Annotated in this window: 17 protein-coding genes; 8 read left to right on the top strand and 9 right to left on the bottom strand. The window is 53.1% G+C overall.

Annotated elements, in window-relative coordinates; translation table 11 throughout:
• Nucleotide 1 precedes the first annotated feature (1 nt).
• The 4 genes from eno (at nucleotide 2) to queE (ending at nucleotide 5,992) form a co-directional block, all read left to right on the top strand.
• Nucleotides 2–1,297, top strand: a complete 1,296-nt coding sequence (gene eno, locus FY046_RS17150) for a phosphopyruvate hydratase (RefSeq protein WP_133846049.1) — start codon at nucleotides 2–4, stop codon at nucleotides 1,295–1,297.
• A 209-nt stretch (nucleotides 1,298–1,506) separates the two neighbouring features.
• On the top strand, nucleotides 1,507–3,393 hold the full coding sequence (locus FY046_RS17155; protein ID WP_167863285.1) for an acyltransferase family protein: 1,887 nt from the start codon (nucleotides 1,507–1,509) through the stop codon (nucleotides 3,391–3,393).
• Between the two features lie 121 nt (nucleotides 3,394–3,514).
• Nucleotides 3,515–5,182 carry a methyl-accepting chemotaxis protein gene (locus FY046_RS17160; RefSeq protein WP_133846047.1) on the top strand — a complete coding sequence of 556 codons (1,668 nt, stop codon included), beginning with the start codon at nucleotides 3,515–3,517 and terminating at the stop codon, nucleotides 5,180–5,182.
• A gap of 138 nt (nucleotides 5,183–5,320) precedes the next feature.
• Entirely contained in the window at nucleotides 5,321–5,992 is a 672-nt protein-coding gene (gene queE / locus FY046_RS17165; RefSeq protein ID WP_133846046.1) for a 7-carboxy-7-deazaguanine synthase QueE, read from the top strand.
• 96 nt (nucleotides 5,993–6,088) lie between these two features.
• Here queE and FY046_RS17170 read toward each other — a convergent pair whose 3' ends face one another.
• Nucleotides 6,089–6,961 carry an MBL fold metallo-hydrolase gene (locus tag FY046_RS17170; RefSeq protein ID WP_159337940.1) on the bottom strand — a complete coding sequence of 291 codons (873 nt, stop codon included), beginning with the start codon at nucleotides 6,959–6,961 and terminating at the stop codon, nucleotides 6,089–6,091.
• Nucleotides 6,962–7,063: 102 nt separating this feature from the next.
• Between FY046_RS17170 and FY046_RS17175 the strand changes: the two genes are divergently transcribed.
• Nucleotides 7,064–7,978, top strand: a complete 915-nt coding sequence (locus FY046_RS17175) for a LysR family transcriptional regulator (protein ID WP_133846044.1) — start codon at nucleotides 7,064–7,066, stop codon at nucleotides 7,976–7,978.
• A gap of 53 nt (nucleotides 7,979–8,031) precedes the next feature.
• Here FY046_RS17175 and FY046_RS17180 read toward each other — a convergent pair whose 3' ends face one another.
• From FY046_RS17180 to queD, 5 genes are all read right to left on the bottom strand, one after another.
• Nucleotides 8,032–9,453, bottom strand: a complete 1,422-nt coding sequence (locus FY046_RS17180; protein WP_133846043.1) for an ABC transporter substrate-binding protein — start codon at nucleotides 9,451–9,453, stop codon at nucleotides 8,032–8,034.
• Nucleotides 9,454–9,524: 71 nt separating this feature from the next.
• Nucleotides 9,525–10,298, bottom strand: coding sequence for an amino acid ABC transporter substrate-binding protein (locus FY046_RS17185; RefSeq protein ID WP_171149564.1), 774 nt, complete (start codon nucleotides 10,296–10,298; stop codon nucleotides 9,525–9,527).
• A 38-nt stretch (nucleotides 10,299–10,336) separates the two neighbouring features.
• Entirely contained in the window at nucleotides 10,337–11,104 is a 768-nt protein-coding gene (locus FY046_RS17190) for an amino acid ABC transporter ATP-binding protein (protein ID WP_167863281.1), read from the bottom strand.
• Nucleotides 11,082–11,780 (bottom strand): amino acid ABC transporter permease, encoded by a 699-nt coding sequence (locus tag FY046_RS17195; RefSeq protein WP_133846040.1) that lies wholly within the window; start codon nucleotides 11,778–11,780, stop codon nucleotides 11,082–11,084. Before FY046_RS17195 ends, FY046_RS17190 begins: the two co-directional genes overlap by 23 nt.
• Before the next feature lie 238 nt (nucleotides 11,781–12,018).
• A complete protein-coding gene (queD, locus tag FY046_RS17200) occupies nucleotides 12,019–12,378 on the bottom strand; it encodes a 6-carboxytetrahydropterin synthase QueD (protein ID WP_133846039.1) in 360 nt (119 codons plus the stop codon).
• Between the two features lie 287 nt (nucleotides 12,379–12,665).
• Between queD and cysJ the strand changes: the two genes are divergently transcribed.
• Genes cysJ through FY046_RS17215 form a run of 3 tightly spaced genes read left to right on the top strand, consistent with a single transcriptional unit; the run spans nucleotide 12,666 to nucleotide 16,927 of the window.
• A complete protein-coding gene (cysJ, locus tag FY046_RS17205) occupies nucleotides 12,666–14,468 on the top strand; it encodes an NADPH-dependent assimilatory sulfite reductase flavoprotein subunit (protein WP_446186310.1) in 1,803 nt (600 codons plus the stop codon).
• Complete coding sequence (gene cysI, locus FY046_RS17210) at nucleotides 14,468–16,183, top strand: assimilatory sulfite reductase (NADPH) hemoprotein subunit (RefSeq protein WP_133846037.1); 1,716 nt, start codon at nucleotides 14,468–14,470, stop codon at nucleotides 16,181–16,183. The genes cysJ and cysI overlap by 1 nt, the downstream gene beginning before the upstream one ends.
• Nucleotides 16,184–16,195: 12 nt before the next feature.
• Nucleotides 16,196–16,927: a phosphoadenylyl-sulfate reductase gene (locus tag FY046_RS17215; protein ID WP_133846036.1), complete on the top strand. Its 732-nt coding sequence runs from the start codon at nucleotides 16,196–16,198 to the stop codon at nucleotides 16,925–16,927.
• A 342-nt stretch (nucleotides 16,928–17,269) separates the two neighbouring features.
• On the opposite strand, the gene FY046_RS17220 is transcribed toward FY046_RS17215, so the two are convergent.
• The 3 genes from FY046_RS17220 to FY046_RS17230 are packed head-to-tail and all read right to left on the bottom strand — an operon-like array spanning nucleotide 17,270 to nucleotide 18,804.
• The gene (locus tag FY046_RS17220; protein WP_159337944.1) at nucleotides 17,270–17,602 is read right to left on the bottom strand and encodes a hypothetical protein; all 333 of its coding nucleotides are present in this window, start codon (nucleotides 17,600–17,602) and stop codon (nucleotides 17,270–17,272) included.
• Between the two features lie 59 nt (nucleotides 17,603–17,661).
• Nucleotides 17,662–18,276: a peptidoglycan recognition protein family protein gene (locus FY046_RS17225; protein ID WP_159337945.1), complete on the bottom strand. Its 615-nt coding sequence runs from the start codon at nucleotides 18,274–18,276 to the stop codon at nucleotides 17,662–17,664.
• Between the two features lie 45 nt (nucleotides 18,277–18,321).
• Nucleotides 18,322–18,804 (bottom strand): Hcp family type VI secretion system effector, encoded by a 483-nt coding sequence (locus FY046_RS17230; RefSeq protein WP_167863277.1) that lies wholly within the window; start codon nucleotides 18,802–18,804, stop codon nucleotides 18,322–18,324.
• Nucleotides 18,805–19,141 lie beyond the last annotated feature (337 nt).

Here is a 19,141-nt window from a genome sequence, read left to right on the forward strand (position 1 = left end):
AATGTCCAAAATCATTAAAGTCATCGGTCGCGAAATCATCGACTCTCGTGGAAACCCGACTGTTGAAGCTGAAGTGCATCTGGAAGGCGGCTTTGTCGGTCTGGCAGCGGCGCCATCAGGTGCTTCTACTGGTTCTCGCGAAGCGCTGGAACTGCGTGACGGTGACAAATCTCGTTTCCTGGGTAAAGGCGTCACTAAAGCTGTTGCTGCTGTTAATGGTCCGATCGCTGACGCGGTTACCGGCAAAGATGCCAAAGACCAGGCCAATATCGACAAGATCATGATCGATCTGGACGGTACTGAGAACAAATCACAGTTTGGTGCTAACGCCATTCTGGCTGTTTCTCTGGCTGCGGCTAAAGCGGCTGCTGCTGCGAAAGGCATGCCACTGTACGAGCACATCGCTGAACTGAACGGCACCCCAGGCAAGTTCTCTATGCCACTGCCAATGATGAACATCATCAACGGCGGCGAGCACGCAGACAACAACGTCGACATCCAGGAATTCATGATCCAGCCTGTTGGCGCGAAAACGCTGAAAGAAGCTGTACGTATGGGTTCTGAAGTGTTCCATACCCTGGCAAAAGTGCTGAAATCTAAAGGCATGGGCACTGCGGTTGGTGACGAAGGTGGCTATGCGCCAAACTTGGGTTCTAACGCAGAAGCACTGGCTGTTATCGCTGAAGCGGTAAAAGAAGCGGGTTATGTTCTGGGTAAAGACATCACCCTGGCAATGGACTGTGCAGCATCTGAATTCTACAAAGACGGTAAATATGTGCTGGCAGGCGAAGGCAACAAAGCCTTCACTTCTGAAGAGTTCACTCACTTCCTGGAAGACCTGACCAAACAGTACCCAATCGTCTCTATCGAAGATGGCCTGGACGAATCTGACTGGGCTGGCTTCAAATACCAGACCGAAGTGCTGGGCGACAAAATCCAGCTGGTGGGCGACGACCTGTTCGTGACCAACACCAAGATCCTGAAAGAAGGCATCGACAAAGGCATCGCTAACTCCATCCTGATCAAATTCAACCAGATCGGTTCTCTGACCGAGACGCTGGCTGCGATCAAAATGGCTAAAGACGCGGGCTACACTGCGGTGATCTCTCACCGTTCAGGTGAAACTGAAGATGCCACTATCGCTGACCTGGCGGTAGGTACTGCAGCGGGCCAGATCAAAACCGGTTCTATGAGCCGTTCTGACCGTGTTGCTAAGTACAACCAGCTGATCCGTATCGAAGAAGCGCTGGGCAACCGTGCGCCATTCAACGGCCTGAAAGAAGTTAAAGGTCAGTAAGCTGCCGATATTCTGAACCGGTTATCCGGTTGAGGATTATCTGAAAAGCCCCGTCTCCGGACGGGGCTTTTTTTTGCTTATTTTTATTTTTCAGCGAGTTAAGGTTATTTCTTGAATGCGGAAAAGTCCTGGTTCATGGATTGCAGGGCGTTTTTATGCGTCATTTTGTGTAAATTCGCGGTGACTATTTGTAACCAGGATCAGAAAATATGAAATACCGTGCTGATGTTGACGGGCTACGCGCACTCGCCGTACTGCCGGTTATTGCGTACCACATGGGAATAGGGGGGATACCCGGCGGTTTTACCGGCGTCGATATCTTCTTTGTGATTTCCGGCTATCTGATCTGCGGCATTATTTATAACAGTGCCATGAGTGGCAACTTCTCTTATCTCGATTTCTATAAACGTCGCTGCCTGCGTATTTTGCCACCGCTGTTTGTGGTGCTGCTGGCGGTGATGATATTTGGTTATTACCACCTGCTTCCCGCTCAGTTTACCGATCTGAGCAACAGTGCGCTGGCGGCATTGCTGTCGGCATCGAATATCTTTTTCTGGAAAACCACCGGCTATTTTGATGGCCCGGCCGATCTCAAGCCGCTGCTGCATACCTGGTCGCTGGCGGTGGAAGAGCAGTTCTATATTCTCTTCCCCATCATCCTGTTGCTGGTGATCCGTCTGTTCCGCAACCGTACCACTCAGGTGATGCTGCTGGTGATAGCGGGTTCGCTGCTGTTGAGTATTTACGGCGTTACGCGCAAACCTACCTTTACCTTCTACATGCTTCCGACCCGCGCCTGGGAGATGGCGCTCGGCGGGATTATTGCTATCGCCGGGCTGGAAGCCAAAACCGCCCATTACCGTACCGGGGTGAAACACGCCATGAGCCTCAGCGGGCTGGCGTTGATTCTGTTTGGTTTTCTCTGGCTTGATACCACCCTGCCTTTCCCGGCGTGGAATGCGCTCTATCCGTGTCTTGGTAGCTTCCTGATTATCCTGGCGGGTCAGCAGTCTGTCGTCTCCCGTCTGCTGGCACTGAAGCCGGTCGTGTATATCGGTATGATCTCCTACTGCCTGTATCTGTGGCACTGGCCGATCATTGTTTACTCGCGCATGTTCTTTAATTTTGAACCGGGTGTGCGTGAGCTGGTGATCCTCGCCTTAACCTTTGGACTGGCAGTGGCATCGCGCTATCTGATCGAAATCCCGTTCCGCTACAAACTGTCTTACATCAGCCCGGGCCGTATTGTGGCGGCTTCGGTGATAGGGCTTGCCGTGATGGCCAGCGGAGCGCTGTATAAAGGCCATATCAGTAACAGCTCCGGGCAATTTTCTCCGGCGGCGTTGGCGCTGGCGCAGTACTCGGAATACAGCAAGATGCCGGAGTTTGACTACCAATATCGTCGTGGGCAGTGTTTCGTTGATGGTAAGAGCGAGGAAGATAAGCCGTTTGATCGTGAGTTCTGCCTCAAGACCTCTCCGACCGCGAAGAACTATGTGATGATCGGTGACAGCCATGCAGCGCATCTGTGGCGTGCTATCAGCCTGGCGGCGGGGGACGGAGTGAACGTTATTCAGGCGACCTCAGCAGGCTGTAAGCCGTTGTACCAGCAGTCACTGCGTAATCCGTGCACCCGACTGGTGGACTATGTCTACGACCAGTGGATCGCAGAACATCATATTGACGGCATTATCATTTCGGCGCGCTGGGCACCGGAGGATATCGCGCCTCTGCGCGCAACGCTCGAGCACCTGAAATCTCGCTCTGGCAATATCATCGTCATGGGGCCGACCGTCGAATATACCGAAGCGCTGCCGGACCTGCTGGCTTATCAGACGGACGGACGAAAAGATTTGGTTGCCTCATCGATTAAGAAAGAGATCCGCGGGACGGACGAACAAATGCGTACAGCGATGGCCGAGCAGGGAACGCCCTATATCTCGGTCTATTCGATTGTCTGCCCCGGTAACATTTGTCGCGGGCTGGCGTCTGACGGCCATCCGACCTCGAACGACTACGGTCACTTTACCCTGAGCGGGGCGAAAGACGTGGCGAAGCAGGCGATGGTGCAGATGCGCGACAACAGATTTATGTAATTTATCAATCCGGGCGGCCGTCAAAGGGCCGCCCACAGGGCTTTTGTAAGTAATTAAAGTAAATGCCACTCTGAACCGATATTAGCTGTTATCGGGCTAACCCCATCACAGAGTGCGCACCATGCTAAAAAATATAAAAGTCGTCACCAGCATCGTTATCATGCTGATCATTTTTAGTGCGCTATTGCTTGTCTCCAGCGCGCTCTCGTTCAATGCGATAAGCCAGGACAAAGCCAACTTCACCCGTGCCACGATTTTGACTGAGCAACAGGGGCAACTGAGTGATGCATGGCAAACACTGGTCAAAACGCGGGTCACCATCAACCGGGTGGCTATCCGTATCCTGAAAAAGCAGACCGATCCTGCCTCCATGGCGGCGATTGAAAAACTGCTGGGCCAGGCCTCTGAAACGCTGGACGATGCCGGACAACATTTTGCCCGTTATAAACAGTATCCGGCGGTAGAGGGCCAGAATACGGCACTGGATGACGCCATTGTCAGCAGCTATCAGCTGATGTACGACACCATGAAACAGTCCATTCAGTATCTGGGGGCTAATAACTACGAAGCGTACGGTAATCTGGAAGCGCAGAAAGCCCAGGATGATTTAGAAAAAAATTATGACCGCTGGCGTGAGCAGAACGGCAGCCTGCTGGCGGTGGGCGTCACCGATAACCAAAACGGCTACAACCATATGGTCTGGACGCTGGGGGCGGTGGTGTTGATATTGCTGCTGCTGGTGGGCTCGGTCTGGGTGGTGATCAAACGTGTTCTGCTGACGCCGTTAAAACAGTTGCTGGTCCATATTCAGCGTATCGCGGCGGGTGACCTTTCCGAAACCCTGGTGGTGGACGGGCGCAGCGAAATGGGTCTGCTGGCCAGTAACCTGACGCAAATGCAGCAGTCGCTGATCGGCACCGTGGGTAATGTGCGTGACAGTTCGAATGCCATTTACACCGGGGCGAGTGAAATTTCTCAGGGTAACAACGATCTCTCTTCCCGTACTGAACAGCAGGCGGCCTCGCTGGAGCAAACTGCGGCCAGCATGGAAGAGTTAACGGCCACCGTGAAGCAGAACGCCGAAAACGCGCGTCAGGCGTCACAGCTGGCTAAGAACGCCTCAGAAACCGCCGCGAAAGGCGGCAGGGTGGTAGAAGGTGTGGTGAAAACCATGAATGAGATCGCGGGAAGTTCTAAAAAGATTGCTGATATTACCAGCGTGATCGACGGCATCGCTTTCCAGACCAATATCCTGGCACTGAATGCGGCGGTTGAAGCGGCACGAGCCGGTGAGCAGGGGCGTGGGTTTGCCGTTGTCGCGGGCGAAGTGCGTAATCTTGCCCAGCGCAGCGCCCAGGCTGCCAAAGAGATTAAATCCCTGATTGAGGACTCAGTCAACCGCGTGGATGCCGGTTCACAGCAGGTGGCGACGGCAGGGGAAACCATGACGGATATCGTCAGCGCGGTGGTGCGCGTCACCGATATTATGGGTGAGATCTCCTCGGCGTCTGATGAACAGAGCCGTGGCATCGACCAGATTGGCCTTGCCGTCACCGAGATGGATCGGGTGACGCAGCAGAATGCCTCTCTGGTGCAGGAATCTGCGGCTGCGTCAGCGTCACTGGAAGAGCAGGCCAGCCTGCTGTCTCAGGCGGTTGCCGTGTTTAAAATCGGACCACAGCGTGCTGTGGTTGTCGATAACCGCAGCGCTCAGGCACTCAAAACCCCACGGCTGGCCGCTCCGCGTAAAGCCGCAGCCACCGACGAAGGGAATTGGGAGACGTTTTAACCCCGCCTGCCTGGCCGTTGACCGTCTGCATTGGGGGGAGGGTCAACGGCGGCGCAATGATTGGCACGCTTTGTTTGGCCTTATTCTGTCAATCTGCCATAATCTGCGCCCGTATTTTAGCCACCAGTCGAGATGTTAATGCAGTACCCGATAAATGAAATGTTCCAGACGTTGCAGGGCGAAGGTCTTTATACCGGCGTACCGGCAATTTTTATCCGCTTGCAGGGATGCCCGGTGGGCTGCAGTTGGTGTGATACCAAACATACCTGGGATAAACTGGCCGATCGGGAGACATCGCTGGGCGATATTCTGCTGAAAACCGTCGAAACCGATGCCTGGGGTGCCGCCGATGCAGAGGCCTTGATCGGCGTGATCCGCCAGCATGGCTGGACGGCGAAACATATTGTGATCACCGGCGGTGAGCCGTGCATTCACGATCTCACTCCGTTGACCGCAGCCCTTCAGCAGCATGGTTTCGGTTGCCAGATTGAAACCAGCGGCACGCACGATGTGCGCTGTACGCCGGAAACCTGGGTGACAGTGTCGCCGAAGGTGAATATGCGCGGCGGCTATGATGTGCTGCATCAGGCCCTGGTGCGCGCCGATGAAGTGAAACACCCGGTGGCGCGTCAGCGCGACGTCGATGCGCTGGATGATCTGCTGGCAACGCTCAGCGATGATAAGGCGCGGATTATCGCGCTACAGCCGATCAGTCAGAAGGATGATGCGACGAAGCTGTGCATTGAAACCTGCATTGCGCGTAACTGGCGGTTATCGATGCAGACGCACAAATATTTGAATATTGCCTGACCCGGATCGACAGGGCCATGTAGGGGTGAGGCATGCCTCACCCGTTGCGGATGTGGCGAGGCGTGCCTCGCCCCTACGATTTCAGACCCTGAAGGGTTACTGCGGCCACTTCATCTCGCCTTTCAGCACTTTCGCGCTCAATTCCAGGCTCGACGCATCTTTTAAATCAGGGTATTTCGTCTTCATCGTCGCGGTATAACTGGCGGCATCTTTACTCTCTGCCAACACGCTTTCAGCCGTTTTCAGATACTGGTGAGTGAAGTTCACCGACGCCACTGTCTCTGCCGCACCCGGCAGGAAATGCCCTGGAACAACGCGCACCGGTTTCAGCGCTGTAATCGCTTCCAGCTTCTGCTGCCAAACTGACCGCTCGGTGGCTGACTGCGCATCGGCCATCCAGACGTGAATATTATTGCCATACACCACCACGCCGCCCATCACTGTTTTCAGGGAGGGCACCCACAGCCAGGTATTCTGCGGCTGCGGGCCGTTCACGCCTTTTACCTCGATGCGCTCACCGTCCACCTTAAAACTGTCGCCCTGTAAGACCTCGGGAACAATCAGCGACTCTGGAGCGTTAGCGCCCATCTTCGGCCCCCAGAACGCCAGCTTGCCCTCTTTGCTCTGTTTAATGAGATCTACCGTGGCGGCAGTAGCGAGAATTTTCACCTGTGGGAAGGCGTGCTTAATCGTATCGAGGCCGAAGTAGAAATCCGGGTCCGACTGGCTGATAAACACCGTAGTGAGCGTTTTTCCTGTCGCTTTGATGCGTTTGACCAGCGCTTCGGCATCATTGCGCTGGAACTGGGCATCAATCAGCACCACTTCATTCGGGCCGGAAATGATTTCGCTGGAAACCGCAAACATACTGGCTTCGCCTGGATTATAAACTTCCAGTTTTAGGGTTTCAGCGGCATACAGTGGAGCGCTGGCCGTCAGCGCCAGCAGGAGAGTGAGGCGGGTTTTCATCGTAAATAACCTGTGAGTCGGAAAAGAACCCAGTGTAGGTTGCAAAATACAGCAGATAAACCGACTATCAGGCAACAGATTGTTGCATAAAACGGACATATTATGGATCGCGTCACCGCAGCGACGGTTTTTATCACCATTGTTCAACGCGGCAGCCTGTCGGCGGCGGCGGAAACGCTGGATATGTCGCGGGCTATGGTCACCCGCTATCTGAACCAGATGGAAAGCTGGGCGGGGGCGCGCCTGCTGCATCGCAGCACCCGCCGTCTGAGCCTGACGCCTGCCGGAGAGCATGCCCTGGCGCGTTGCCAGCAACTGGCGGCGCTGTCTGCCGAGATTGAGCACAGCAACCAGCCAGAGGGAGAGGGGCTCTCCGGGCTGCTGCGCGTCTCCTGTTCGCTGTCGCTGGGGCAAAGCGTGCTGATGGTGGCACTGACCGCGTTTCAGCAGCGTTATCCTCGGGTGCGTATCGACCTGCACATCAGCAATCAACGGGTCAACCTGGTGGAAGAACGTATTGATCTGGCGCTGCGCATTACTGCCCAGCTGGAGCCCAACCTGATTGCCCGCCCCCTGCATACCTGTCAGTCGGTGATTTGTGCGGCTCCCGCTTATCTTGCCCGTGCGGGAACGCCGCAGATCCCGCAGGACCTCACCCATCACAACTGCCTGGCCTACTCGCATTTCGGTAAAAGCCTGTGGCACTTCACCCGGGGCGAGGAGAAAGAGGCGGTGGCGGTCAGTGGTAATCTGAGTGGCAATGATTCGGTGATGCTGCTCTCTGCCACCCTGGCGGGGGCCGGTATTTCCATGCAGCCGAACTACAGTGCAGGACCGCTGTTGGCCAGCGGTGAACTGGTAGCCTTGCTGCCAGAGTATCAGCTTGATGAGCTGGGGCTGTATGCGATTTATTCGTCGCGGCAGTACCAGTCTGCACGCCTGCGTACATTGCTGGATTTTCTGGTGGCATGGTTTAGCGCAGAGGACGCCGGGCGACTGCTGAGAGGGGAAGAGTAAAGACGGATGGGGGGCCGGGGAGGTGGCTCGGTATTGTGAGCCACCTTAGGGTATCAGAGGATGCGGACCCGACCTTCTGCGCAGGGGTGCCAGCCGCGGGCTTTCTCTCCCAGCGCCCAGCGATGATCCGGGGCATACAAAAATAGCCAGGGTGCGTCATCGTGAACCTGAGTAAACGCCTGGCGCATGATTGCCGCACGTTGATCGCCATCAGCCGTCGCGGCGGCACGGTCAAGCAGCGCATTGAGCGCCTCGCTGTGATACCCCTGCCACCACGGGCCCTGCTGGCGGGAATCCAGTTTTTCACGGTAAATGCGCCAGCCGCTGGCCGGGCTGGAGTCAAAGCAGGCAATATCGCCAAACTGCTTATCGCGTACCCGCTGCGCATAGGCCGGTCTGTCTTCATAGATAGTCAAATCGACGGTCACACCCACCGCCTGAAGTTCCTCCGCGATATGCCGGGCCAGCACAATCGATTCATCGGGAAAGCGTGCCGGGAGCGCCAGCGACAGCTTCAGCCCTGAGGCATAGCCCGCGTCTGCCAGCAGCTGTCGTGCTGCGTTGGGATCGTAGCGATAGGGCTGCACATCCTGCGGAATAACGCTGTGGCGGGCCGTTAACGGCCCGGCTAAGGGGCGCGCGTGGCCCTGAGCGATCTGTGGATGCGCGATAATCGCCTGACGATTAACGGCATAATTCAGCGCCTTTCTGACCCGAACATCCTGTGTGGCACCCTCAAACAGGTTCAGCAGAAAAATAATGCACAGATAACTACGCTGGCTGACGATGTGTTCCGCGCCAGCTGGCTCAAACAGCGGGTCAACCAGCAGATCGGCCTCACCACGGGCGAACAGCGCCTGGCGTTGCACGGCATCAGGCTCGGCCAGCCACACCAGCGTGGCGGCTGGCGGTTTACCCGCCCAGTGATCATCAAAGGCGTGCAGGGTTATACGCCCTGGCTGCTGCTCTGCGAACTGGTAAGGACCGCTGCCGATAGGCTGCTGTGGCAGCGCGTGCAGGCTGTCTGCCGGAACAATGGCAATATCCACCAGTAAATCCAGCAGATCAGCAAAAGGTTCCGGGTTGTCGATCGTCAGCGCGCCATTATCGGCCACTGTCACGGTGGCATGCTGTAAATAGCTGCGCAGCACGCCCTGCGTACCCAGCTCGCCTGGCATCTCCGGTGAGAGCGCGCGCAGCAGAGAGGCTTGGGCATCAAAGGCTGTGAGTATTGCGCCGTTGTGGCAGCGCACGCCAGCGCGCAGCTGGAAGCACCAGCGTCGGCAATCGTCCTCCACTGACCAGCTTTCCGCCAGCCACGGAATAAACTCGCCCTCATCGTTGCGTCTGACGAGCGCATCAAAGATCGCATCAATAATGCTGCGCCGGTCACGGATATCTGACAGAACATGCGGATCGGCAAGCGGCACCGTGGGCTGAACGACGGTAAACAGGTCAGTGGAGGAGATCGTCATTGAAGTCACTCATCAGCAGGAGAAGCGTCTCCGCAGGGCATTAGTTGCCCTGCGGAGTGTCACAGAGGGGGTTATTTGGAAACGTCAGCGGCAAAATAGTGCTGAGAAATGCGCTGATAAGTCCCGTCGCTTTTAATCTCAGCTAAGGCTTTATCAATGGCGGCTTTCAGCTCAGGGTTGCCTTTACGGATGAGAATACCTTCCTGCTCGGCATCGGCACGGGTGGCAGCGATTTTCACGTTGGCGTCCGGCTTGTGTTTTTTAAAGTCGAGGTACGACAGGTTATCGTTAATGGTGGCATCGGCACGGCCGCTGGCCACCAGATCGACCGACTGGTTAAAGCCGTCGGTGCCGACAATCTCCGCACCGTAGCTGCGTGCCAGCTGTGCATAGTTGCTGGTCAGCGTATGCGCTGATTTTTTGCCTTTCAAATCTTCGAAGGATTTGATACTGGTGTTATCGCTGCGCACAATCAGCACGCCTTTTGAGGCGATGTAGGGTACAGAGAAATCATATTTCTGCTGACGCTCCGGAGTGATAGACACCTGGTTAATCACCGCTTCATAACGCCTGGCATCCAGCCCGGCGATCAGACCATCCCACTTCCCTTCTACGAATTCCGCTTTCACGTTCAGGCGTTTAGCCACTTCGCGGCCGATCTCGACATCAAAACCGGTTAACGCGCCGGAAGCATCGTGGTAAGTAAACGGTGGATAGGTTCCTTCCGTACCAATTTTCAGCACGCCGGCCGACTGAATCTTAGCGAGATCAGTTTCTGCCAGTGCGGCAGAGGAGAAGCTCAGCTGGACCAGGCCTGCCAATAATAACGTTGCGATCTTTTTCATTAAAAACTCCTGAATGCTGTCTGTGATGGGGTCTTAAATTATATTTCCCAGGAATCGGGCAGGGTGTCGGTCAGGGTCGAGATAAAGGCTTTCGTTCTGGGTTTCTCGGCGCGGGTAAACAGATCGCGGGAGGTTCCCGTCTCCACGATCTCCCCCGCTTCGAGAAACACCACGTTGTTAGCAATATTGGCGGCCAGACGCAGGTCGTGCGTTGCCATCAGCATGGTCATTCCTTCTTTTGCCAGATCCTTCAGCACCGCAACAACTTCAAGCGACAGCTCCGGGTCCAGCGCCGATGTGGGTTCATCACAAAGCAGCACCTTGGGTGACGGCGCCAGTGCGCGGGCAATCGCCACGCGCTGCTGCTGACCACCGGACAGGGTGGCAGGCCAGGCATCGCGCTTGTGGATCATGCCCACTTTCTTCAGCAGCGCTTCGGCACGTTCGCGAGCCTGAGCGGGATGCTGTTTATGGACGGTAATCAACCCTTCCATAATGTTTTCAATGACGGTCAGATGTGGAAACAGCTGAAAGTTTTGGAATACCATGCCGGTTTGCTGGCAAATACGACGGATATCTTTTCGGGCAACACGTTGGCTGCCGGAAAATACAATATGTTCGTTACCGATGGTTAACTCGCCCGCCTGCGGTATTTCCAGCAGGTTGATGCAGCGTAATAATGTGCTCTTGCCGCTACCTGAAGGGCCGATAAGTGCCGTCACGCTACCTTCATTAATTGTCAGGTCGATATTCTTTAAAACCGGATTGCCATCAAATTGTTTTTCAATGTTGGATAATTTTATCATTATCTCTTTCCTTTACCGTGCTATTGCTGGCGAGCTTATTTTCCAGTCTGGTCTGTAATGCAGATAAAACAGAACTGATTAATAAATAAATAATGGCGGCTTCGGTATACAGTATTAATGGCTGATAAGTGACGGCCGCAATACGCTGTGCGGCCAGAAACATCTCAGGGACGGTAATGACCGAGGCCAGAGAGGTATCTTTGACCAGCGAAATAAAGGTATTGGATAACGGCGGGACGGCAATGCGTGCAGCCTGTGGAATAATGATGCGACGCAGTGCCTGAACCCAGCTCATACTGATGGAGTGCGCCGCTTCCCACTGACCTTTTGGCACAGAAAGCAACGTGGCGCGGATCACTTCAGAAGTATAGGCACCAATATTCAGCGTGAAGCCAATAACCGCAGCCGGAAAAGCATCAAGCGTAATGCCTACGCCAGGAAGTGCATAGAAAATCAGAAAGAGCTGTACCAATAATGGCGTGCCACGAATAAGCCAGACATAAAATCGCACAATATATTGCAGGGGCTTAGGCCCATATAATCGTGCCAGTGCAACGATAAAACCCAGCGATAAACCCAGTGCAAAAGAGACCAGCGTTAAAGGGATGGTAAATGTCACACCGGCGTACAGCATCGGCCAGAATGAATCAATTGCTAACGTAAGCCATGCTGGCATTGTTCACCCATCTTAAAAAATAAATATCGATTTTTGTTCTGTGGCGAGAGAATATCACGGTGGTGTAAGGAGCGCTTATATCTTGAAATGATATAATATATTCTCTAAGAATATATATTTAATTCATAAGCTTTTCTGAAAAACGCATATAGACCGAAAATAATTCGAGGTGCATGAAGGCAGCTTGAAGTATGACGGGTATAGAAAAGCAGGCCTGATTGACAGGCCTGTCTGGCAATCAACCGCGATAGACGCAGCCAGCGGTGCAGGTCTCTTTCACCAGTACGGCGCTTAACAGTGGCAGAACCGGCTTCATCTGTTGCCAGATCCACTCTGCCAGCACTTCGCTGGTCGGGTTTTCAAGCCCAGGGATGTCGTTGAGATAATAATGGTCCAGACGATCATAAACGGGTTTGAACGCCGCCTTGATCTCTGAAAAATCCATTACCCAGCCCGTATGCGCATCCACTTCGCCAGTAATTTCCAGACGAACCATAAAGGAATGCCCGTGCAGGCGGCCGCATTTGTGCCCTGCTGGCACATTCGGTAAATGGTGCGCGGCTTCGAATTGAAAATCTTTAAACAGCGTAGTCGCCATAGTGACAGTCTCAGTCTTTATCAATAAAACCGCCGCAGGATACCGGAAAACAGCTTTTTTCGCACCCGTTTCCCGGCTAAACGCGATAAAGGGAAATACCTGTTAAAGGTGTTGTTTTTAACTAATTGAATAGTATGAAAATAATTAACCTGTTTTGTCGCTAATGCTTACCATAAAAACCGTTTAGTCATTTTGGTTATTAATTATTTCCAACCCTTATTTAAGGGTTATTATGCTTGCCCTTACCCTGTTGTTAATAGCTCTCTGACTGTGGAATTTTCAACGTAATGACGACTCAGGCACCCTCTAACATGCTTCCGTTAAATCCGGACCAGCTTGCCCGCTTACAGGCAGCCACCGGTGATTATTCCCCCACCCAGCTGGCGTGGCTTTCCGGTTATTTCTGGGGCATGGTCAATCAGACGCCGGGTACGGCAGTCGCCAGCGCTCCCGCTGCGGTTGAGGTGCCAACCGTCACTATTCTCTCTGCGTCACAAACCGGGAATGCACGACGTCTCTCCGAACAGCTGCGTGATGACCTGCTGGCCGTGCAACTGAACGTTAACCTGGTGAATGCCGGTGATTACAAATTCAAGCAGATTGGGCAGGAGAAGCTACTGGTCGTGGTGACCTCCACGCAGGGCGAGGGGGAGCCGCCGGAAGAAGCCGTTGCGCTGCATAAATTCCTGATGTCGAAGAAAGCGCCAAAAATGGACGGCAGCGCCTTTGCGGTGTTTGGTCTGGGGGATACGTCTTACGAATTTTTCAGCCAGGCCGGAAAAGATTTTGACAACAAACTGGCTGAACTGGGCGGGGAGCGTCTGCTCGATCGCGTTGATGCTGACGTGGAGTACGCGCAACAGGCCGAAGCCTGGCGTAAGCAGGTGGTGGATGTTCTTAAAGCTCGTGTGCCGGATGCCAGCGCGGGTCAGATTGCCGCAGCGGCAACAGGTAGCGTGAATGAAATTCACAGCAGCCCCTACACCAAAGAAACTCCGCTGACCGCCAGCTTTGCGGTCAATCAGAAAATCACGGGCCGTGACTCCGATAAAGATGTGCGCCATATTGAAATTGATCTGGGTGATTCCGGGTTGCGTTATCAGCCGGGCGATGCACTCGGCGTATGGTTCGAAAATGACCCGCTGTTAGTCAAAGAGCTGCTTGAACTGCTGTGGCTGAAAGGCGACGAGACAGTCACCGTGAACGGCGAGACGTTACCACTGGCAGAGGCTCTGCAAAAACATTATGAACTGACGGTCAATACCCCGCAGATCGTCGAGCAGTATGCCCAGCTTTCCCGTAATGAAGCGTTACTGGCGCAGATTGACGAGAAAGCCAAACTTCACCATTACGCGCAGAACACGCCGATTGTTGATATGGCGCGTTACGCCCCGACTGAGCTGAACGCTGAGCAGTTACTCGGCTTGCTGCGTCCGCTGACGCCGCGCCTCTATTCGATTGCTTCTTCGCAGGCTGAGAATGAAACCGAAGTGCATATCACCGTTGGTGCTGTGCGCTTTGAGATTGAAGGCCGTGCGCGTGCTGGCGGGGCTTCCAGCTATCTTGCTGATCGTCTGGAGGAGGATGCAGAAATCCGTGTCTTCATTGAGCACAACGATAATTTCCGTCTGCCAGCCAACCCGGATGCACCGGTGATTATGATTGGCCCGGGCACCGGGATTGCACCGTTCCGCGCCTTTATGCAGCAGCGTGATACGGAAGGGGCTGGCGGTAAAAACTGGCTGTTCTTCGGTAATCCACACTTTACCGAAGACTTCCTGTATCAGGTTGAGTGGCAGCGTTACGTGAAAGACGGTTTGCTGACAAACATTGATTTAGCCTGGTCCCGCGACCAGGATCATAAAGTGTACGTACAAGATAAAATCCGTGCGAAAGGTGCGGAACTGTGGCGCTGGATCGAAGAGGGCGCGCACATTTACGTCTGTGGCGATGCAAATCGTATGGCTAAAGACGTTGAGCAGGCATTACTGGAAGTGGTAGCCGAATTCGGTGCAATGGACACCGAAACGGCGGATGAATTTTTAAGTGAGCTGCGCATTGAGCGCCGTTATCAGCGAGATGTGTACTAATGAGCAATGAAAAATACCCAGGGCCGTTGGTGGTCGAAGGCAAGCTGGTCGACGCTGAACGCCTGAAAAAACAGAGTAACTATCTGCGTGGTGGCATTGCCGAAGACCTGCACGACGGGCTGACCGGCGGCTTCAACGGCGATAACTTCCTGCTGATCCGTTTCCACGGTATGTACCAGCAGGATGACCGTGATATCCGTGCTGAACGCACAGAGCAGAAACTGGACGCACGCCATGCGATGATGCTGCGCTGCCGTTTGCCGGGCGGTATCATGACGCCGAAACAGTGGCTGGCGATCGACAAGTTCGCCACCGATAACACGATTTACGGCAGTATTCGTCTGACCAACCGTCAGACTTTCCAGTTTCACGGCATTCTGAAAGGCAACGTTAAACCGGCGCATCAGATGCTGCATGAAGTGGGTCTGGATGCGCTGGCGACCGCCAATGACGTGAACCGTAATGTGCTGTGCAGCTCAAACCCGATTGAGTCTGAACTGCATCAGGAAGCGTACGAGTGGGCCAAAAAGCTGTCTGAGCATCTGCTGCCACAGACCCGCGCTTACGCCGAAATCTGGCTGGATCAGGAAAAAGTGGCCACCACTGACGTTGAGCCGATCCTGGGTGAAACCTATCTGCCGCGTAAGTTCAAAACGACCGTAGTGGTGCCGCCGCATAATGACGTCGATTTGCACGCCAACGACCTGAACTTTATTGCGATTGCCGAGAATGGCAAGCTGGTGGGCTTTAACCTGTTGGTGGGCGGCGGATTGTCTATCGACCACGGGAATAAAGCCACTTACGCACGCACCGCCAGTGAGTTCGGTTATCTGCCGCTGGAAAAAATTCTCGATGTGGCCGAAGCCGTCGTCACCACTCAGCGTGACTGGGGTAATCGTACCGACCGTAAGAACGCAAAAACTAAATACACGCTGGAGCGCGTTGGCCCGGATGTGTTTAAAGCGGAGGTGGAGCGCCGTGCAGGGCTGACCTTCGAGCCGACCCGTCCGTACGAATTCACCACACGTGGCGATCGTTTTGGCTGGGTTAAGGGCATTGATAATCAATGGCACCTGACGCTGTTTATCGAAAATGGTCGTTTGCTGGACTACCCAGGCCGGCCGCTGAAAACCGGTCTGGCCGAGATCGCTAAGATCCATCAGGGCGACTTCCGCCTGACGGCGAATCAGAACCTGATTGTTGCCGGGGTGCCGGAGTCAGAGAAAGAGAAGATTGAACAGCTTGCGGTGTCACACAGTCTGATGGAAAACGTCAGTCATCAGCGTGAAAACTCGATGGCCTGCGTGGCCTTCCCGACCTGCCCACTGGCAATGGCTGAAGCGGAGCGTTTCCTGCCAGAGTTTGTGACGCGTGTTGAAGGCATCATGAATAAGCACGGCGTGGGTGATGAGCATATTGTCCTGCGCGTAACGGGTTGCCCGAATGGCTGTGGCCGTGCGCTGCTGGCTGAGGTGGGCCTGGTCGGCAAGGCGCCGGGGCGTTACAACCTGCATCTGGGCGGTAACCGCGTGGGTACACGCATTCCGCGGATGCACAGTGAGAACATCAATGAAGAGCAGATTCTGGCAACGCTGGATGAGCTGGTTGGCCGTTGGGCGAAAGAGCGCGAAGCTGACGAAGGTTTCGGTGATTTCACCATCCGTGCCGGGATCGTCCGGCCGGTACTCGATCCGGCCCGTGATTTCTGGGAATGAGGGAGGCGTGATATGGCAGTTCTCGATCTGACGACACTGAACGCATTACCGAAGGTGGAGCGCGTCATGGCGCTCGCCGAAATCAACAACACGCTGGATAAACTGTCTGCCGAAGATCGGGTGATCTGGGGTCTGGAGAACCTGCCGGGCGAGGCCGTGCTGACCTCCAGTTTTGGCATTCAGGCGGCGGTCAGTCTGCATCTGGTTGCGCGTCAGAAGCCAGATATTCCGGTGATCCTGACGGATACCGGCTATCTGTTCCCGGAAACCTATCAGTTTATCGATCAACTGACGGAGAAGCTGGATCTTAACTTACAGGTGTTCCGCGCAGAGCACAGCCCGGCGTGGCAGGAAGCGCGTTATGGCAAGCTGTGGGAGCAGGGCGTAGAGGGCATTGAGCGTTATAACCAGATCAACAAGGTTGAACCCATGAACCGTGCGCTGGAGACGCTGAACGCCCAGACATGGTTTGCCGGCCTGCGCCGCGATCAGTCCGGGAGCCGGGCGCATTTGCCGGTGCTGGCGATCAAGAAAGGCGTCTTTAAGCTGTTGCCGATCATCGACTGGGATAATCGTCAGGTATATCAGTATCTGCAACAGCATGGCCTGAGCTACCACCCGCTGTGGGAACAGGGTTATCTCTCGGTGGGGGATACCCACACCACGCGTAAGTGGGAACCTGGAATGGCAGAAGAAGAGACGCGTTTCTTTGGCCTGAAGCGCGAGTGCGGCCTGCACGAGTAGTGTTACTTGTTACCAAATTAGCGTCGTGGCCTGGTTTCTTTAAGCATCTGTAGTGGCCGACCTTCTTTTCCGGTCGGCCAGTTAAGATGACTATAAAAATTTATTTTTTCCATTCCTGTTTTGCTGGTTCGCTTAATCTTCCCACTCATTATCGATGTGGTAGAAATATTTTCTACTCCCTTGGGTGAAGTCCACCCATCCAAGCCCACTGGAGTGAATTCTCTACTCGCCTGAACAAATACAGGGAAAAGTAATGAAAACCAAAAAATCACTTTTCTTATTCCCATTTCTTGTATTCGACCCCGTTTGTCCCCTCATTTTTTGACAGGAAACTTACAGTTTTCATTCATCTTCCCATTTGTTATTCAGATAAAGGAATAACCTCTTCTTCCCTGCGTTCACTTTATCCTCAAAATATACAGAGCCAAGGCCGCTATCGTGCAGTCCCCAAACCCCATAAGATCCATCTTTAAATGTAACAGTGCCAGAAGCGATACAAGGAGAGTAGTATTCGTGAACCCATCCTACGCCAAATTCGTCCTCCCTGGCCTTGGCAAAGTAATCGATTAATTCCTTTTTTGTGGGGTTGAAAAGCTTACACCATTTAGAATATCCCTCTGTATCTTCAACACTAGAAGCATAGTGACCACCCTCTAATATTTCAATATGATCCACCTCCCTGCCCGCATGAGTGTATAAAGTTAAAAATAGCAGGGGGTAGAATAAATTTTTTTTTATTCCCATTTTGCTGTACTCGCTTCCGTGTTGTTTTTTCTGCCTACATTGGGATGTCTATGGATTTCAGTCATAGGAACGTTAAATGTTGAAGTAAGCTCTGCAACGAGCCATTTAAGAGACTCGTTCTGCTTATCTGTAACAGTCTCGTAAACTTCATTACCTTTAGGGCCTGCGGCCTTTCCAACTATTTCAATGCCTATGCTATCGGTGTTATTTGGAAAACGCTCCGGGAAGTTCTTTTCTCTTTCTATATCAGATATTTCCTTGGATATTTTTCGTTCCCAAAATTTTTTAGTGTGCAATGCTATTAAACGAACTTCGGTAGGTTGACATGTTTTTTTTAAGAAGCATTTAGATTGCATCAAACCAACATGCCAGGTTGTTTTAAATAACGACGCTGTTTGATAAACCTTGCCATCTTTATCTATTAGAAAATGTGCTCCATTAGCAGCCTTGTTGGCATAACTGTTAAAAGTACTTTGAGCTGACGAACTATCAGTTTGATGCACGACAATACCATTAACGCTATCGAGACTCCCTCTCTCAATCGTTTTAAATATCTTTCTCTCGATGCGGTCATCATAAATATAACCGTCTTCATCTATATACATATTATCTTCCTTTATAAATGCACTAAGAGCCTATCCCATTAGGATCTAAATAGTCGCGTTAGCTTTAATGTCATAACCCATTGCTACCATGCCCATTATCTTCCCCTCTGCACTCTGTGGTAAGTATTCGAATTTCACTCTTGAAAAACAAAGACCTACTTTCTCTATTGGTATTGGCATATGGACCATGCCAATCGGCTCGACACAAGTAATAATCAGTTCTTGCAATGTTATTTTTAAGAAGTCTAATGGAGAACCACCGGCTTTTCTGACGGTCAGAACAGCCTCCGGGATATGTTTTCCCGTCAGGCAATATTGAATGAGATTTGTCGAGGATCTATCAATGTAATGTTTGAAATATAAATCGTGTACGGTTGATTTTCCTGCACCTCCGCCACTTCCAGAGTGCATATTAGCTGGCTGAGCGACTGACCAGTTCCACCTCAAGACTTCGATTTCCCCTTTATGAGAAAAATCCAGTGACTCACCTTCAACGCCATTGATTTTTATAAACATATCCTGAGCCATACATTCTCCTTGTTATGGGCATTCAGTGATAACGTGCTGCCTTCCTCTGTTATGGTGCCGCAAGCGAAGCCTAAAAGGCCCCATAAAAGAAATGGGGACCCTATCAGTTATCTGCTGCAACATCAGTAGTGAATTTACCTGGATTATCAGAAGTCTCGGCGCGATCGCATTCAGGATTGTACTATCCCCATAATCAGCACCACCAAAATGATCACAGCCAAAAATGGCCATTGCGGGCTGAACGGCTGTCGTTGCCAGGCCGAGGATCACAGCGACTACTTGAAATTGACGTATCCTTCCGTGGGATTTTCGCCTTTTCTGGCCGCGATGCTGTTGC

It is taken from the genome of Erwinia sp. 1181_3 (assembly GCF_052824965.1).

Bases quoted from the DNA above. Each gene is read 5' to 3' on its own strand.
- eno (WP_133846049.1), top strand. From the start codon at position 2: ATGTCCAAAATCATTAAAGTCATCGGTCGCGAAATCATCGACTCTCGT.
- FY046_RS17155 (WP_167863285.1), top strand. From the start codon at position 1,507: ATGAAATACCGTGCTGATGTTGACGGGCTACGCGCACTCGCCGTACTG.
- FY046_RS17160 (WP_133846047.1), top strand. From the start codon at position 3,515: ATGCTAAAAAATATAAAAGTCGTCACCAGCATCGTTATCATGCTGATC.
- queE (WP_133846046.1), top strand. From the start codon at position 5,321: ATGCAGTACCCGATAAATGAAATGTTCCAGACGTTGCAGGGCGAAGGT.
- FY046_RS17170 (WP_159337940.1), bottom strand. From the start codon at position 6,961: ATGAAAACCCGCCTCACTCTCCTGCTGGCGCTGACGGCCAGCGCTCCA.
- FY046_RS17175 (WP_133846044.1), top strand. From the start codon at position 7,064: ATGGATCGCGTCACCGCAGCGACGGTTTTTATCACCATTGTTCAACGC.
- FY046_RS17180 (WP_133846043.1), bottom strand. From the start codon at position 9,453: ATGACGATCTCCTCCACTGACCTGTTTACCGTCGTTCAGCCCACGGTG.
- FY046_RS17185 (WP_171149564.1), bottom strand. From the start codon at position 10,298: ATGAAAAAGATCGCAACGTTATTATTGGCAGGCCTGGTCCAGCTGAGC.
- FY046_RS17190 (WP_167863281.1), bottom strand. From the start codon at position 11,104: ATGATAAAATTATCCAACATTGAAAAACAATTTGATGGCAATCCGGTT.
- FY046_RS17195 (WP_133846040.1), bottom strand. From the start codon at position 11,780: ATGCCAGCATGGCTTACGTTAGCAATTGATTCATTCTGGCCGATGCTG.
- queD (WP_133846039.1), bottom strand. From the start codon at position 12,378: ATGGCGACTACGCTGTTTAAAGATTTTCAATTCGAAGCCGCGCACCAT.
- cysJ (WP_446186310.1), top strand. From the start codon at position 12,666: ATGACGACTCAGGCACCCTCTAACATGCTTCCGTTAAATCCGGACCAG.
- cysI (WP_133846037.1), top strand. From the start codon at position 14,468: ATGAGCAATGAAAAATACCCAGGGCCGTTGGTGGTCGAAGGCAAGCTG.
- FY046_RS17215 (WP_133846036.1), top strand. From the start codon at position 16,196: ATGGCAGTTCTCGATCTGACGACACTGAACGCATTACCGAAGGTGGAG.
- FY046_RS17225 (WP_159337945.1), bottom strand. From the start codon at position 18,276: ATGTATATAGATGAAGACGGTTATATTTATGATGACCGCATCGAGAGA.
- FY046_RS17230 (WP_167863277.1), bottom strand. From the start codon at position 18,804: ATGGCTCAGGATATGTTTATAAAAATCAATGGCGTTGAAGGTGAGTCA.